Below are 14,510 nucleotides of genomic sequence, written 5' to 3'. Positions count from 1 at the left end.
GCCGCGGGGCGGGGGCCGCACACGGCCCCCGCCCCGCGGGCGTTCCCGCCGGCCCGCTACTCGGCCTTGATGGCCTCCAGCATGTTCAGCCGGGCCGCCCGGCGGGCCGGCCACAGCGCGGCCAGGATGCCCACCAGGGCGGCGATCGCCAGGAACACCGCGATCCGGTCCCAGGGCAGCACCATCGCGTAGCTCGGCAGTTCGGGCCTGATCAGCCCGCCGACCGCCCAGGCGAGGAAGACCCCGAGGCCCAGGCCGAGCACCGCGCCGAAGAGCGAGATCACCAGGGACTCCAGCCGGATCATCCGCTTGACGGCGGCACGGTCCAGGCCGATGGCCCGCAGCATCCCGATCTCGTGCCGGCGCTCGAAGACCGACATCGCCAGCGTGTTGATCACGCCCAGCACCGCCACCAGCACGGCCATCGCGAGCAGCCCGTAGAGGATGTTCAGCATCAGGTCGATCGTCGAGCTGAGCTCGCGGGAGATGTCCGCCTTGTCCTGGATCTTGATCACCGGGTTCTCGCCGAGCGCCTTCACCAGCGCGTCCTGGTGGGCCTCGGCGGCGCCGCCGGCCGTCTTCACCAGGATGCGCATGTCCCCGGCCTTCGGGGTGTGCGGGGTCACCGTGGCGTTGTCCATGATCACACCGTTGATGAGGTCGCCGCCCTCGAAGACGCCGCCGATCGTCAACCGACCCTTGGTGCCGTCGTCGTAGCGCACCGGCAGGCTCTGCCCGGCGTGCCAGCCGCGCCGCTTCGCGGTGTCGGAGTCCACGACCACGGAGTCGCCGTGCACCGCGGCCAGCGAGCCGTGGCTGAAGTCCAGGGCGAGCAACCGGCCGATCTGCGGCGCGTCGACGCCGGTGACCCACTCGTCCTCGCCGTCCAGTTCGGTGTGCGCGTCGCGCACGGCGCTGGAGTCGCTGACGCCGTCCGTGCCGGCGACCTGCTCGGCCACCTCGGGGGAGAGGTTCCGGCCGGTGGCCATGGTGATCTGGTAGTCGGCCTTCAGATGGGCGGCCGCCAGCTCGTCCACGGTGGTCTTCACCGAGATGGCCACCACCGTGAGGGCGGTGATCAGGGTCAGACCGATCATCAGCGCGGAGGCGGTGGCGGCGGTGCGGCGCGGGTTGCGCACCGAGTTCTGGCGGGCGAGCCTGCCCGTGACCCCGAAGGGCCGCAGCAGCGGCGCCGCCGCGGCGACCACCGGCCGGGACAGCAGCGGCGTGAGGACGAAGACGCCGATCAGCAGCAGCCCGGCGCCGCCGCCCAGCACCATGTTGCCGCCGTCCTTCATCCCCGAGCCGGCCATCACCAGGACGATCCCGGCCGCCGACAGCAGCGCGCCGAGGGTGTTGCGCAGGACCAGGCCCTTGACGGTGGCCGGGGCGTGCACACTGCTCATCGCCGCGACCGGCGGGATCTTCGCGGCCCGGCGGGCCGGCAGCCACGCGGCGAGCACGGTGACGCCCACACCGACCGCGAGCGCCACCCCCGCCGTGCCGGGCTGTACGGCCAGGGCGCCGTCGGGCAGTTCCGCGCCCGCCGAGCCGAGCACCGCCCGCATGACCGCCGCGATGCCGATGCCCAGCAGGAAGCCGGTCACACCGGCCACCGCGCCCACCACGAGGGCCTCGCCCAGCACCGACCGCGTCACCTGCCGGCGGCTGGCGCCGACCGCGCGCAGCAGCGCCAGCTCCTTGGTGCGCTGGGCGACCAGCATCGTGAAGGTGTTGGCGATGATGAAGATGCCGACGAAGAGCGCGATGCCGGCGAAGCTGAGCAGGGTGGTGTTGAAGTCGCTGAGGTCGGAGGCGATCCGCCGCGCCTCGTCGTCCGCCAGTTGCCGCCCGGTGGTCGCGGTGGCGTCCTCGGCGTAGCGCGGCAGCAGCTTCTCGATCCCCGCCTTCAGCGTGGCCTGCGCGGTGCCCGGGGCGGCCTTGACGTCGATCTCCTCGTACGTGCCCGGCTTGCCGAAGAGCTTCTGGGCCGTGGCGGTGTCGAAGAGCACCAGGCTGCCGCCGGCGGCGACGTTGCCGTCGTCCGTGCGGAAGACGCCGGTCACCTTCTGCCGCATCACCGGGCCGTCGATGGACATCCGGACGGTGTCGCCGACGCCGTAGCCCGTCCGCTCGGCCGTCCTGGAGTCCAGCACGATCTCGGAGGAGGTCCGCGGGGCGCGTCCCTCGCTCATCGGATAGCGGCCCGCACCGGCGTAGTTGCCGCCGCGGGTGGACCAGCCGTCGCCGACCAGCCGGCCGTTCTTGTCGGCGATGGCGGTGAAGCCGGTGACGGTCGCGGTGGTGGACCCGGCGCCGGGCAGGCGGCCGATCTCGTCCACCAGCCGCTGGGGGAGCGGATGGTCGACGTCCCCGTAGGTGACGGCGACCGAGACGTCGGAGTAGCTCCTGGCCGAGGCCTTGCGGAGGGCGTTGCCGATGGTGTCGGTGAACACCAGGGTGCCGGAGACGAAGGAGACGCCGAGCATCACGGCGAGCACGGTCATCATCAGCCGGGCCTTGTGCGCGAGCACGTTGCGCAGGGCGGTACGGAACATGTCAGGGGTTGTCTCTCGGTCGTGGCTCGTGGTCGGCGGCGGGATCAGCTGGTGCGGCCCTTGGCGTCGAAGCGCTTCATGCGCTCCAGCACCGTGTCCGCGGTCGGGCCGTGCAGTTCGTCGACGATCCGGCCGTCGGCCAGGAAGACCACGCGGTCCGCGTAGGAGGCTGCGACCGGGTCGTGGGTGACCATGACGACGGTCTGGCCGAGTTCCTTGACGGAGTTGCGGAGGAAGCCGAGGATCTCCGCGCCCGAGCGGGAGTCGAGGTTGCCGGTCGGCTCGTCGGCGAAGATGATCTCGGGCCTGCCCGCCAGCGCCCGGGCGACGGCGACGCGCTGCTGCTGCCCGCCGGACAGCTGGGACGGCCGGTGCGACAGCCGTTCGGACAGCCCGACGGTCTCGATGACGCGGTCCAGCCACTGCTTGTCGGCCTTGCGGCCGGCGATGTCCATCGGGAGGGTGATGTTCTCCGCGGCGGTGAGGGTGGGCAGCAGGTTGAACGCCTGGAAGACGAAGCCGATCTTGTCCCGGCGGAGCTTGGTGAGCTGCTTGTCCTTCAGCGCGGACAACTCGGTGTCCCCGATCCGCGCGGAGCCGGAAGAGACCGTGTCCAGACCGGCCATGCAGTGCATCAGCGTGGACTTGCCCGAGCCCGAGGGCCCCATGATCGCGGTGTACTCGCCGGCGCGGAACTCGACCGACACCGCGTCGAGCGCGACGACCCGGGTCTCGCCGTCTCCGTAGACCTTGCTCAGATCGACGGCACGGGCGGCCGTGGCCGTGGCGGTGGGGTGTGCGGTGGTGGTGGTCACGGCACGCTGCTCCTGTCGGGACGGGGGAGTCGATCGGACCCCTCCATCGTCCCGACGGCGGACGTCGCCGGAATCCGTCCACATCGTGGTTCTGGAGGCAGTCCCGAGAGGTATGCGCGAACCCCGGCGTACTACTTGGGTATGACGGGGACCCCGAGATCCCGCCCGCGGACGGAAGCGATTTCGCGTCATATGCAGCGGGCCCGGTCCGCCGCCCGTACCGCCCCGGGCCTGTGCTTTCCTCTGGGTCGGCAATATCTGACGAGCCGTCAGTCACCCTTGAAATCAGACAACATGACGAATCCTGGGCCCTGTTCCACCCGCCCCGCCGGATAGGCTCGTACTGCGCTCTCGCGCCGCCATGCCCGGATGGTGGAATGCAGACACGGCGAGCTTAAACCTCGCTGCCCCTTGCGGGCGTACCGGTTCAAATCCGGTTCCGGGCACTCACTCCCTCACTGCCGCTGATCAGCGGGAACCACCGGAAAGCGTCTCTTGGTTGGCGGCCCGGGGCCTCCTGGGCGCGGATCTTCACCTCGCCGTCGACCGATGGCCTCTCGACAACCAGTGTGCCGGTGTCGGCCTCGGGCACGCCCCGGGAGCTTCGTGACTACCTCAACCGTTGGCGGATGCGTTGCCGTGCCCGGAGCGCCGAGACCGTGGGCACGATCGCGGGGCGCTCATCGCGGCCGGAGGCTCAGGAGGCGGCCACGTTCGTGGGCGCGGTCCAGCCGGTGGCTCGGATCCACTCGACCAGGTCCAGGGTGGCCGGCTCGATCGAGCGCACCACCGCGGGGTCCGAGGGGTGTTCCGCCGCCTCCGCGAACTGGCGGAACATCGCCTTGTCGAGGTCGTTGGGAAGCACGCTCAACGGGAGGGCCTCGTACCGTGCCGGGAGCCCGGCGCGCGCGCCGAACGCCGCGGCGATCTGGGGGCCCGTCAGCTCGTCGCCGACGAGCTCGACGGCTCCGCCGGGCGCCTCCGCGGTGTCGAGCAGGAGCGCGGCGACGACCCGGCCGATGTCCCCGACCGAGATCATCTTCAGGGCGACGTCCTCCGGCAGAGGCAGCCTCAGCACGATCTCCCCATGCTCCAGGCTCGGTGCCATCACGCTCGCGAAGTTCTCCATGAAGGCGGTCGCGCGAACCATCGAGGCCCTCAGGCCGGACTTCCTCAGGTGCTCCTCGATCCAGTGCTTCGAGTCCTGGTGCGGCACGCCCGACTCCCGGTCCGCTCCGAAGACCGAGTTGAACACGACGTGCGGGACGTCCGCCTCGACCGCCGCGTCGACGAGCGCGGTACCGATGCGAATCTCCGCCTCGACCTCTTCGAGGCTGTTCGCCTCCGGGGTCGTGAGAAGTCGCAGGCCAGGGGAAACACCGCAGGTCAGAGGGGGTTCCGGAGGGGGTTCGAATCCGGTTCGGGGCACCACCTCTCCCACCGGCACCCGCCGGGCCGCCCCGGTGCGTAGTGTGTCGGCTGACCGGCCGCGGGGAGGAGCGCGTCATTCTCCCGGCGTACCGCGGAGCCACACATCGTGCGGGGGAGTTCTTGTGACGGACGACGGGATCCGGTGGATCGCCGGGGCCTTCGACACCTACTGCCTGACCTTCGCCCGCGGGCTGGAGGTCGGCGAACTGGTCCGCCGGATGGGCGGCGACCCCGGGGCGATCCGCCAAGGGCTCTCCGCCGGCGACGCCATGGACTGGTCGGACCGCAAGGGACTGGTGGCCAGGCTCGGCACCCGCGGCGGATGGGCCTTCGCCCTGGAGCACTGGAGCGCCGAGGGCATGGACCACAGGATCCTCCGCGAGGTCTCCCGGGGGACCGAGGCGGTCGTGTACCTCAACGCCGGTGTCCCGCCACGCTGGTTCCTGTACGCCGAGGACGGCCGGGTCGTGGCCGACTTCGAGCCCGGTGTCGAGGCCGCCCAGCTCGGCGGCGAGGACCCCGGCCGGCTGGTGCCGGCCCTGCGGGAGGTGGGTCTGCTGCTCCCCGACGGGACCTCCGCACCCGACGCCGACGGGGAGGACGAGATCCTCGCGATGGGCGAACGCCGCTTCGGCCTCACCCTGCCGCGCGACGCCGTGGAACACGGCACCCTCGCGGCCGTCAGCTTCGCCCCGTTCTAGCCCGCCCGGCCCGCGGAGGGCGTCCGGTACACCACCCCTGGAGGAGACATGACCGTGCTGCGTGTGAAGGCCTTCGACCACCTGGTGCTCAACGTCGCCGATGTCGAGCGGTCCCTGGCCTTCTACACCGGGCCGCTCGGCCTGGAACCGGTGCGCGTCGACGAATGGCGGGCCGGCCACGCCCCGTTCCCGTCGGTGCGGGTCACCCCGGAGACCATCATCGACCTGGTCGCCGGGCCCCGTGGCGAGTCCAACGTCGACCACATCTGCCTCACCGTGGAACCGCTGGACTGGGAAGAGGTCGTCGCCTCGGGGGTGTTCACGGTGCTGGAGGCCGATGTGCGGCGCTTCGGGGCGCGCGGCGAAGCGCAGTCGACCTATGTCGCGGACCCGGACGGCAACACGGTGGAACTGCGCTGGTACCCGCAGGACGCCGAGGGCTGAGGGGAGTTCCGGGCGCCGCCGGTGGCGCCGGGACCGGTTGCTACAGTGCGCCCGTGTCCGACTCCTCGCGCGAATCCCTGGCCGGCGCCGGCTGGGAGGGCCGGCAGCACGGCGCCTACCGGGAGTTGATGCCCGCCCGGGTGGTCAACCTCTCCTGGCTGGACCCGTCGACCCTGTGGAAGGCCCGCAACGGCCCGCTCGCCTCGCTGTTCGGGGACCCGACCGGCCGGGACCGGCAGCACTGGGTGGACGGCCAGCGGGAGCGGGGGGCGGCCGGCGCGGACCTGGTGATCGAGCGGGACGACCCCGATTCGTTCTCCTTCCTCCTCCTCGGCGACACCGGCGAGGGCGACGATCCGCAGTACGCGGTCGTGCCCGGGATGCTCACGGCGGGCGCCGGCACCCGCTACGCCGTGATCTGCAGCGACGTCCTCTACCCGGTCGGCAGCGCCAACGAGTACGACACCAAGTTCTTCCGGCCCTACCGGGACTACGACGCTCCCGTCTACGCCATCCCCGGGAACCACGACTGGTACGACGGCCTCACCGGGTTCATGCGGGTCTTCTGCCGCGCCCCCGCCCTGCCGCCCGCGCCGCGCCCCCGTCCGCTGTCCCGGGCCTGGTGGCGCACCCTGCTGTGGGCGAAGCCCGACGTGCCGGACGACGCCCGGCTCGACGAGGCCCGCCTGATGCGCTCCGCGCCCTCGCAGGCGGCGTCCCAGCCCGGCCCGTACTGGGCGATCGACTCGGGGCCGATACGGATCATAGGGATCGACACCGGGCTGCTCGGCGGCATCGACAGGGAGCAGGGCGAGTGGCTGCGCCGGGTCTCCCGCGGACCCCGCCCCAAGATCCTCGTCACCGGTTCCCCGATCTACGTGGACGGTGAGCACCACCCCTGCGCCATCGAGGGCGGCGGCACGGTCGACGAGGTCGTCCGCGACCCGGAGCGCAACTTCGTCGCCGTGATCGGCGGCGACATCCACAACTACCAGCGCTACCCGGTCGACGTGGACGGCCGCCGGATCGAGTACGTCGTCTCCGGCGGCGGGGGCGCCTTCATGCACGCCACCCACACGATCCCCCGGGTGGAGGTCGGCGGCGTCAGCGAGGACCGGTTCCGCTGCTACCCGATGCGCGGCGACTCCCTTGCCTTCTACAGCCGGCTCTACGGCCGCCGGCTCCACCTGCGCCGCCTGTTCGACCTCACCCCGGACGAGGCGTCGGCGGTCCTCGCCCGGCGCCTCGGCGTCCCGGCCACCCGGGCCACCGGGGCGCGGGTGACCCTGCGGACCCGCTTCGTCGCGAGCGTCCTGGGCGCTCCTCCCCGCCCGGACCGCAGGCGCCGGCTGCGCCTGCCCGTCCGCCGGATGCTCACCCGTCTGCTGTCCCCGGGCTCGGCGACGTACAGCCCGCCGTTCTTCAAGAGCTTCCTGCGGCTGGACGTCGGCCCGGCCGCCGTGCGCGTGCGGTGCTTCGCCGCCACCGGCCTGCTGGAGCACGAACTGGACCCGCCCGTCGAGGACGACTTCTCCGTCCCGCTGCCGGGCGTGAACCGGGCGTGAACCGGACCTGAGGCGCGGCCGCCCCTCCCCCGGCCCCCCTCCACTGCGCGCATCGCGAGGCCCCGCGGTGGCGGTGATCTGCGCGAACGAGCCGGATGCGGCGGTGTGAGGCCGTCCGTGAGAGCGGGCGGCACGGCCACCTGTACGGACAAGTACGGGCTTAGTCTTTTACCTACACCTGAAGGTTTCGACGCGTTCTGGACATCTGCGCTTAGTCAACCTTCCCCCCAAGGCTCCTAAGTTCACGCCCAAGCATTGGCAAGCAGTGAGCAACGGAGGTCGTTGTGTCCGAGGGTGTTCGCAGGGCCCGGCGGTTCGCCGCGCCCGTGGCGGCCGCCGCCGCTGCGGCGGTGGTGACCATGGTGATCAACCCGACGCTGGGTGCGTCGGCCACGGCACCGCAGGCCGCAAGCAAGGGCAAGGCCCCGGCTGCGAAGAACGTCATCTTCATCAACGGCGACGGCATGGGTGCCGCCGCCCGGCAGGCCGCGCGTCTGCACCTGGCCGGCCTGAACGGTCAGCTCGCGATGGACAAGCTCCCCTACTCGGGCCAGCTGACCACCGAGCCGGACGACCCGAAGGCCGTCGTCACCGACTCCGCCGCGGCCGCGACCGCGTGGGCGACCGGTGAGAAGACCTACAACGGCGCGATCAGCGTCGACGTGGACGGCAACCCGCTGGCGACCCTGGGCCAGCAGGCCAAGGCCGCGGGCAAGGCCACCGGCCTGGTCACGACCGCGCAGGTCACCGACGCGTCCCCGGCTGCCTTCTTCTCCAGCACCCCCAACCGGTCGGCGCAGGACGAGATCGCGCGTCAGTACATCGAGGTCAGCAAGCCCGACGTCATCCTGGGCGGTGGCGAGGACTGGTGGCTGCCCGCGGGCAGCCCCGGCGCCTTCCAGGACAAGCCCGCCGAGGACACCTCCGAGGCGAGCAAGGGCACCAAGGGCGACCTGATCAAGAAGGCCCAGAAGGCCGGCTACACCTACGTCTCCAGCGCGGACGAGCTGAACCGCGCCAAGAGCGGCAAGCTCCTCGGCCTCTTCGCCAACGAGGAGATGTTCCAGCAGCGCCCCGAGGGCCAGGGCGACGTGTACGACCCGGTGGTCGGCCTGTCCACCATGACCAGCAAGGCCCTGAGCACGCTGGACAAGAGCAAGAAGGGCTTCTTCCTCATGGTCGAGGAGGAGGGCGTCGACGAGTTCGCGCACTCCAACAACGGCGCCCGTGTCCTGCAGTCCATGCAGGAGCTGGAGAAGTCCGTCGCGGTGGCGCGCGCCTACGTGGCCACCCACCCCGACACCTTGCTGGTCGTCACCGGTGACCACGAGACCGGCGGCCTGGCGGTCGAGGAGGCCGACACCGCCGACGAGTCCGGCGACGGCATCTCCGCCGAGGACGGCCCGTTCGCCATCCGCGGCAGCGACAAGTCGTTCTACATCGACTGGACCACCTCCGGTCACACCGGCGTGGACGTCCCGGTCACCGCGGCCGGCCCGCTCGCGGACCGCTTCACCGGCAAGCACGCCAACACCTACGTGCACGACGTGCTGAGCGAGATCCTGGCGACGCGTCGCTGACCGAGGATCCACTCCCGGCGGGTGCCGGGGAGGGCCCGGCCCTCCCCGGCACCCGCCGTTCGTCGCCGGGCGGTGTGGCGCCGCGGGGACGGGGAAAGGCGTGGTGACAGGCACGGACGGGCGCTGCAAAAGATCCTCCTTGAGGCGTAGGCGACCCGCTTTGCCATAGCATTACTCTTGGTGCGAAGCCGTATCGCACGGCCCATGGAGGAGTGACAGATGAGGAGCAGCAACCCGGTCTTCTCGCGGCGCGGGTTCTCCCGCGGGGAGGGCTACGCGGGCTTCGGCGGTCAGCCGCAGACGCAGGGCAACCCCGGCACGGGCGCAAACCCCTACGCGGGCACCAACCCGTACGCGGGCGGGAACGCCTACGACACGACGTACCAGGCCCCGCCGTCCGCGCCCGCGCAGACCGGCCGGATGACGATGGACGACGTCGTCATGCGCACCGCCATGACCCTGGGCACCGTGGTGCTCGGCGCGCTCGTGGCGTGGTTCGCGCTGCCGGTGTCGGAGAAGAGCTACGGGCTCGGCATCGGCGCCATGCTCGTCGCGCTCGTCCTCGGCCTGATCCAGTCGTTCAAGCGCGAGGCCTCGCCCGCGCTGATCCTCGGCTACGCGGTCTTCGAGGGCGTCTTCCTCGGCGTGTGGAGCAAGATCTTCAACTTCATGTGGCCGGGCATCCCGCTGCAGGCCGTACTGGGGACGATGGCGGTCTTCGTCGGCATGCTGGTGGCGTACCGCACGCGCCTCATCCGGGTCACCGCCCGCTACACGCGCATCGGCATGGCGATCGCCATCGGCTTCCTCATCCTGACCTTCGTCAACGTGATCGCCGCGATGATCGGCGGGGGCGACGGCCTCGGCCTGCGCAGCGGCGCCCTGGGCGTCGTGGTCGGCATCATCGGTGTCGCGCTGGGCGCGTTCTTCCTGTCGCTGGACTTCAAGCAGATCGAGGACGGCATCCAGTACGGCGCTCCGCGCCAGGAGTCCTGGCTTGCGGCCTTCGGGCTCACGCTCTCCCTGGTCTGGATCTACCTGGAGATGCTGCGGCTGATCTCGATCCTGCGCGGCGACGACTAGCCGTACCGTCCGGTGCGCTGACGCGCCGCGGACATTCAACGGGCCCCGGAGGCAGTGCCTTTCGGGGCCCGTTCGCGTGCGCGGATGGAGCGCGTCAGCCGAACCTCCGCGCGGCCCGCCTCAGGTCGTGTTCGTGGACGATGGCCTTGGCGTGTCCGTAGGACAGGTCGTGCTCGCTGCGGAGCCAGCTGACTTTCTCTTCGAAGCGAAGGAATGCGGGCCCGTCGTCGACGGCGCGAAGCCAATCGCCGATCTCGCGGCCGGTGCAGTGCGGGATGTGGGAGAGCAGGTTCCGGTGGGTCTCTTCCGAGAAGGTCTGTGACATCGGCGCCTCCGGTATGCGTTCCGGTCACCCCACCGTGCCTGAGCCGTCGACCGTTGGCAACAGTGCAGGGGGCTCGGTTGTGTGTACGCACCGGTAGGCTCGCGGCGTGCTGGACTGTACGACGCTCCGTGACGCCGCAGGACTCCTGGCGGCGCGCTACCGCTCCCTGCCGCAGAGCCGGCTCCGCGGCGAGGTGGCCCGGGCGGGCCTGGAACTCGCCCGTGAACTGGCCGCCCGCGCACAGCGGATCGAGTTCCCCGGACGGGAACCCCTGACGATGCCGGACGAGGGGGTCTTCGCGATCGGCGACCAGATCTCGGTGGCCGCCCACGACCTGGCCGCCGCCCTGGAACCGCATCCCGAACTGGCGCACGAACGCGACGCGGCCGTGTCCCGGATCCGGGACACGGCCGCGCGCTGCGGTCTGTAGGACGGGCCGGCTAGAGCGAGGCGACCACCCGGTCGGCGAGCACGTAGACGGACTCCTCGCCGTAGGTGAAGGTCAGCGCGTAGCCGCCCGCGACGGCGGAGCCGCCGAGCAGTACCGGGGACTCGCCCTGGTCCAGGGCGTCGCAGAGGCGGTCGGCGGTGTCCCGGTCGCCCGGGGTCATGCAGAGTGTGGTGCCGTCGGCGAAGACGTACACGTCGAGCGTGCCGAGCGGGCCGGGACGGACATCGGCGAGCGGCATCCGCAGGTCCGCGAGTTCGGAGAGGCGCTCGGCGGTCTGCTCCTGGCTGGCCACGACCGGCGCGGGGGCGCCGAAGTCGGGGTCGGAGGGGTGCCGGAAGGGCGACGCGCCGCCGGGCTCCAGACCCGCGAGGTCCGCCTGGCGGGGGAGGAACGGGCCGTACGGCAGTACCTCGTAGTCGGTGCCGGCGGCGCCGGGAACGGGACCGGCGCCCTGGCCGCCGAAGAGCTGGGCGTCGAGCTGCGGGTCGGCGAGGGCCTCGCCGGCCTCCCCCGTCCCGTAGCCGAGGGGGGCTTCCTGTGCTGCCCAGAAGGCGCGCGCCTCGGCCAGTTCGCGTTCCCGCTCGTCGGCGAGCGCGTCGGCGACGGCCGTGCGGATGGCTTCGGCGTCCGGAGTGGTGCGTGCGGCGGGCACGGCGGCACGTCGTTCGGCACGGGCCTCGGCCAGGTCCGCGCGCAGGGCCGCGACGTCACGACGTACGCCGCGTGTGGCGAACAGCGCGGCGGAGCCGGCGGCCACGGCTGCTGCCGCACCCGTCAGCAGGACGAGGAACATGGCGCTCACTGGCGTACTCCCGACTGTGCTTTCCCGAGCCTGGCCCCCTGTACACCACCACTCTGCACCGGAATCCATGGCCTCTGCAGTGCGGAACGTCACGAAATGGGAGGGTCCAAAGTCTTGGCCCGTATGGGTGGCGCACCTCTGACCTGCATAAACGACCGCCCCCGGGATTAGGTCACATCCCGGGGGCGGTTCGATTGCGACTTGTGCCTCGAACGAACGTTCGAGTGGCGGTGGGGCTGGCGGGACCCGTTACGACAGGCGCTCGATGACCATGGCCATGCCCTGGCCGCCGCCGACGCACATGGTCTCCAGGCCGAACTGCTTGTCGTGCCACTGGAGCGAGTTGATGAGCGTGGTGGTGATGCGGGCGCCCGTCATGCCGAAGGGGTGGCCGACCGCGATCGCGCCGCCGTTGACGTTGAGCCTGTCGAGGTCGACGCCCAGGTCCCGGTAGGAGGGGATGACCTGGGCCGCGAAGGCCTCGTTGATCTCGACCAGGTCGATGTCGTCGACGGTCAGCCCGGCCCGCCTCAGGGCCTGGCGGGACGCCTCGACGGGGCCGTGGCCCATGATCTCGGGGGAGAGGCCGGAGACGCCGGTGGAGACCACCCGGGCGAGCGGGGTGATGCCGAGCTCGCGCGCCTTGGTGTCGCTCATGATCACCAGCGCCGCGGCGCCGTCGTTCAGCGGGCAGCAGTTGCCGGCGGTCACGGTGCCGTCGGGGCGGAAAACCGGCTTCAGGCCCTGCACGGCCTCCAGGGTGACCCCGGCGCGCGGGCCGTCGTCCTTGCTGACGACGGTGCCGTCGGGCAGCGTCACCGGGGTGATCTCGCGCTCCCAGAAGCCCTTCTTGATGGCCTCCTCGGCCAGGTTCTGCGAGCGGACGCCGAACTCGTCCTGGTCGGCGCGGGTGACGCCCTTGAGGGCCGCCAGGTTCTCGGCGGTCTGGCCCATCGCGATGTACGCGTCCGGGACCAGCCCGTCCTCACGCGGGTCGTGCCACTCCCCACCGCCCTGGGCGGCGCGCGTCGCGGTGCGGGCCTCGGCCTCGGCGAAGAGCGGGTTGTGGGTGCCGGGCATGCCGTCGGAGCTGCCGTTGACGAAGCGGGAGACGGTCTCGACGCCCGCCGAGACGAAGACGTCGCCCTCGCCCGCCTTGATCGCGTGCAGCGCCATCCGGGTGGTCTGCAGCGAGGAGGAGCAGTAGCGCGTGACCGTGCAGCCCGGGAGGTGGTCCATGCCCATCTGCACGGCCACGATCCGGCCCAGGTTGTGGCCCTGCTCGCCGCCGGGCAGACCGCAGCCCAGCATCAGGTCGTCGATCTCGCGCGGGTCGAGCTGCGGCACCTTGGCGAGGGCCGCCTGGATGATCGTGGCGGTCAGGTCGTCGGGACGCAGGTCCTTCAGGGATCCCTTGACGGCCCGGCCGATGGGGGAACGGGCGGCAGAGACGATCACGGCTTCGGGCATCGCGACTCCTCGACGAGGCGGCGGGTACGGCTGGGACTCTCTGGAAAGTTACCTGTACGTAGCGGAACGCGTCACGGGCTGCGAGCTGTGACGCGGACCTCTTTCTGAGCGCTTGCTTAGTCCATGATGGCGCATCCTCGTGGCGGACGCGCCCCCCGTGCGATGCTGGGCCCGTGAATCCGGACGACCTGGTACGGCTGCGGCGCGCCCGCGACGCGATGGACCGCGACTACGCGGACCCCCTCGACGTCACCGTGCTGGCCCGCGCGGCCCTGATGTCCCCCGGCCACTTCTCGCGCAGCTTCCGGGCCGCGTACGGCGAGTCCCCGTACAGCTACCTCATGACGCGCCGGGTCGAACGCGCCAAGGCCCTTCTCCGGCGCGGCGACCTGACGGTCACGGAGGTCTGCTTCGCGGTGGGCTGCACCTCGCTCGGCTCCTTCAGCTCGCGCTTCACCGAACTCGTGGGGGAGACCCCGAGCGCCTACCGCGCCCGCGACCACGAGCCGGGGGCGCCGATCCCCGCGTGCGTCGCGAAGCGGTACACCAGGCCGGTCAGGAACAAGGAAGCGAAGCCCGCGGCGCGGGCCTAGCGTGGTCCGCATGGACATCACGCTGTCACAGTGCTTCATCGCCGTCGACGACCACGACAAGGCGCTGCCCTTCTACCGCGACGTCCTCGGTCTCGAGGTCCGCAACGACGTGGGGTTCGAGGGCATGCGCTGGGTGACGGTCGGCTCGCCCGACCAGCCCGGTGTGGAGATCGTCCTCGAACCGCCCCTCGCGGACCCGGGCGCCTCCGACGCGGACAAGCGGGCCATGAGCGAGCTGCTCGCCAAGGGCATGCTGCGCGGGGTCATCTTCGCCACCGGTGACGTGGACGCCACCTTCGAGCGCATCCGCGACGCGGGCGGCGAGGTGCTGCAGGAGCCCATGGACCAGCCCTACGGCGTCCGGGACTGCGCCTTCCGCGACCCCTCCGGCAACCTGCTCCGCTTCAACCAGCGCAAGGCCGGCTGACGCCGGCGGATCCCGCGTCGCCGGCCGCGTCACGGGCAGACCCGGAACGGACTCGTGGTCGTCGGGGCCGGGGCGGCGCCCCGCCGTTCGCAGCCGCGCGGCTGCCCGGTGGTTCGGGCCCGGCGCCCGGGGGTCGCGCTCGGGCCCGGGCGCCCGGGGCGGGGCGGCGAGGGCGCGTGACCATGAGTCGTAGGCGGGCTGAGGCGGCGTGAAGGGACGGCGGCGTCGTGCGGCGCAGCCAACGGTGCGTGCTCGGTGTGGCTGG

At 71.7% G+C, this 14,510-nt stretch carries 14 protein-coding genes and 1 tRNA gene; 9 read left to right on the top strand and 6 right to left on the bottom strand.

The annotated features are described in order from the left end of the window. Positions 1-56 precede the first annotated feature (56 nt). Together PV342_RS35840 and PV342_RS35835 are read right to left on the bottom strand one after the other, a co-directional pair. Positions 57-2,558 carry an ABC transporter permease gene (locus tag PV342_RS35840; protein WP_500320342.1) on the bottom strand — a complete coding sequence of 834 codons (2,502 nt, stop codon included), beginning with the start codon at positions 2,556-2,558 and terminating at the stop codon, positions 57-59. A 44-nt stretch (positions 2,559-2,602) separates the two neighbouring features. Then, a complete protein-coding gene (locus PV342_RS35835; RefSeq protein ID WP_500320340.1) occupies positions 2,603-3,373 on the bottom strand; it encodes an ABC transporter ATP-binding protein in 771 nt (256 codons plus the stop codon). Between the two features lie 363 nt (positions 3,374-3,736). Here PV342_RS35835 and PV342_RS35830 point away from each other — a divergent pair. Further along, a tRNA-Leu gene (locus PV342_RS35830) sits at positions 3,737-3,819 on the top strand. A 251-nt stretch (positions 3,820-4,070) separates the two neighbouring features. Here the strand turns inward: PV342_RS35830 and PV342_RS35825 are convergent. Further along, positions 4,071-4,763 (bottom strand): NmrA family NAD(P)-binding protein, encoded by a 693-nt coding sequence (locus tag PV342_RS35825; RefSeq protein WP_500320372.1) that lies wholly within the window; start codon positions 4,761-4,763, stop codon positions 4,071-4,073. Positions 4,764-4,926: 163 nt separating this feature from the next. Between PV342_RS35825 and PV342_RS35820 the strand changes: the two genes are divergently transcribed. From PV342_RS35820 to PV342_RS35800, 5 genes are all read left to right on the top strand, one after another. Continuing rightward, positions 4,927-5,505 carry a DUF6461 domain-containing protein gene (locus PV342_RS35820; protein WP_018559763.1) on the top strand — a complete coding sequence of 193 codons (579 nt, stop codon included), beginning with the start codon at positions 4,927-4,929 and terminating at the stop codon, positions 5,503-5,505. Between the two features lie 48 nt (positions 5,506-5,553). After that, positions 5,554-5,949 (top strand): VOC family protein, encoded by a 396-nt coding sequence (locus PV342_RS35815; protein ID WP_018559762.1) that lies wholly within the window; start codon positions 5,554-5,556, stop codon positions 5,947-5,949. A gap of 53 nt (positions 5,950-6,002) precedes the next feature. Next, positions 6,003-7,514, top strand: a complete 1,512-nt coding sequence (locus PV342_RS35810) for a metallophosphoesterase family protein (protein WP_400802601.1) — start codon at positions 6,003-6,005, stop codon at positions 7,512-7,514. 284 nt (positions 7,515-7,798) lie between these two features. Next, positions 7,799-9,094, top strand: coding sequence for an alkaline phosphatase (locus PV342_RS35805; protein WP_500320337.1), 1,296 nt, complete (start codon positions 7,799-7,801; stop codon positions 9,092-9,094). 219 nt (positions 9,095-9,313) lie between these two features. Further along, complete coding sequence (locus PV342_RS35800) at positions 9,314-10,177, top strand: Bax inhibitor-1/YccA family protein (RefSeq protein ID WP_018559759.1); 864 nt, start codon at positions 9,314-9,316, stop codon at positions 10,175-10,177. A 94-nt stretch (positions 10,178-10,271) separates the two neighbouring features. Here PV342_RS35800 and PV342_RS35795 read toward each other — a convergent pair whose 3' ends face one another. Further along, positions 10,272-10,502, bottom strand: coding sequence for a DUF4287 domain-containing protein (locus PV342_RS35795; protein WP_018559758.1), 231 nt, complete (start codon positions 10,500-10,502; stop codon positions 10,272-10,274). Between the two features lie 106 nt (positions 10,503-10,608). Here PV342_RS35795 and PV342_RS35790 point away from each other — a divergent pair, with 106 nt between their 5' ends. Next, entirely contained in the window at positions 10,609-10,932 is a 324-nt protein-coding gene (locus PV342_RS35790; protein WP_018559757.1) for a hypothetical protein, read from the top strand. A 10-nt stretch (positions 10,933-10,942) separates the two neighbouring features. Here the strand turns inward: PV342_RS35790 and PV342_RS35785 are convergent, their stop codons facing one another. Continuing rightward, positions 10,943-11,755 carry a hypothetical protein gene (locus PV342_RS35785; RefSeq protein ID WP_500320334.1) on the bottom strand — a complete coding sequence of 271 codons (813 nt, stop codon included), beginning with the start codon at positions 11,753-11,755 and terminating at the stop codon, positions 10,943-10,945. Between the two features lie 249 nt (positions 11,756-12,004). Next, positions 12,005-13,225, bottom strand: a complete 1,221-nt coding sequence (locus PV342_RS35780) for an acetyl-CoA C-acetyltransferase (protein WP_500320333.1) — start codon at positions 13,223-13,225, stop codon at positions 12,005-12,007. Positions 13,226-13,398: 173 nt separating this feature from the next. Here PV342_RS35780 and PV342_RS35775 point away from each other — a divergent pair, with 173 nt between their 5' ends. Together PV342_RS35775 and PV342_RS35770 are read left to right on the top strand one after the other, a co-directional pair. Beyond that, the gene (locus PV342_RS35775) at positions 13,399-13,818 is read left to right on the top strand and encodes a helix-turn-helix transcriptional regulator (RefSeq protein WP_400802594.1); all 420 of its coding nucleotides are present in this window, start codon (positions 13,399-13,401) and stop codon (positions 13,816-13,818) included. A 10-nt stretch (positions 13,819-13,828) separates the two neighbouring features. After that, positions 13,829-14,245 (top strand): VOC family protein, encoded by a 417-nt coding sequence (locus PV342_RS35770; protein ID WP_386988593.1) that lies wholly within the window; start codon positions 13,829-13,831, stop codon positions 14,243-14,245. The last annotated feature ends 265 nt before the right edge of the window (positions 14,246-14,510 follow it).

The sequence above is a fragment of the Streptomyces sp. PA03-3a genome (assembly GCF_033792735.1).
GTDB lineage: Bacteria > Actinomycetota > Actinomycetes > Streptomycetales > Streptomycetaceae > Actinacidiphila.
The sequence above is the reverse complement of the archived record's forward strand: the minus strand, read 5'-3'. Positions and strand labels throughout refer to the sequence as shown.

Coding starts and splice junctions, on each gene's coding strand:
- PV342_RS35795 (WP_018559758.1), bottom strand. CDS start 10,502: ATGTCACAGACCTTCTCGGAAGAGACCCACCGGAACCTGCTCTCCCAC.
- PV342_RS35800 (WP_018559759.1), top strand. CDS start 9,314: ATGAGGAGCAGCAACCCGGTCTTCTCGCGGCGCGGGTTCTCCCGCGGG.
- PV342_RS35840 (WP_500320342.1), bottom strand. CDS start 2,558: ATGTTCCGTACCGCCCTGCGCAACGTGCTCGCGCACAAGGCCCGGCTG.
- PV342_RS35815 (WP_018559762.1), top strand. CDS start 5,554: ATGACCGTGCTGCGTGTGAAGGCCTTCGACCACCTGGTGCTCAACGTC.
- PV342_RS35780 (WP_500320333.1), bottom strand. CDS start 13,225: ATGCCCGAAGCCGTGATCGTCTCTGCCGCCCGTTCCCCCATCGGCCGG.
- PV342_RS35770 (WP_386988593.1), top strand. CDS start 13,829: ATGGACATCACGCTGTCACAGTGCTTCATCGCCGTCGACGACCACGAC.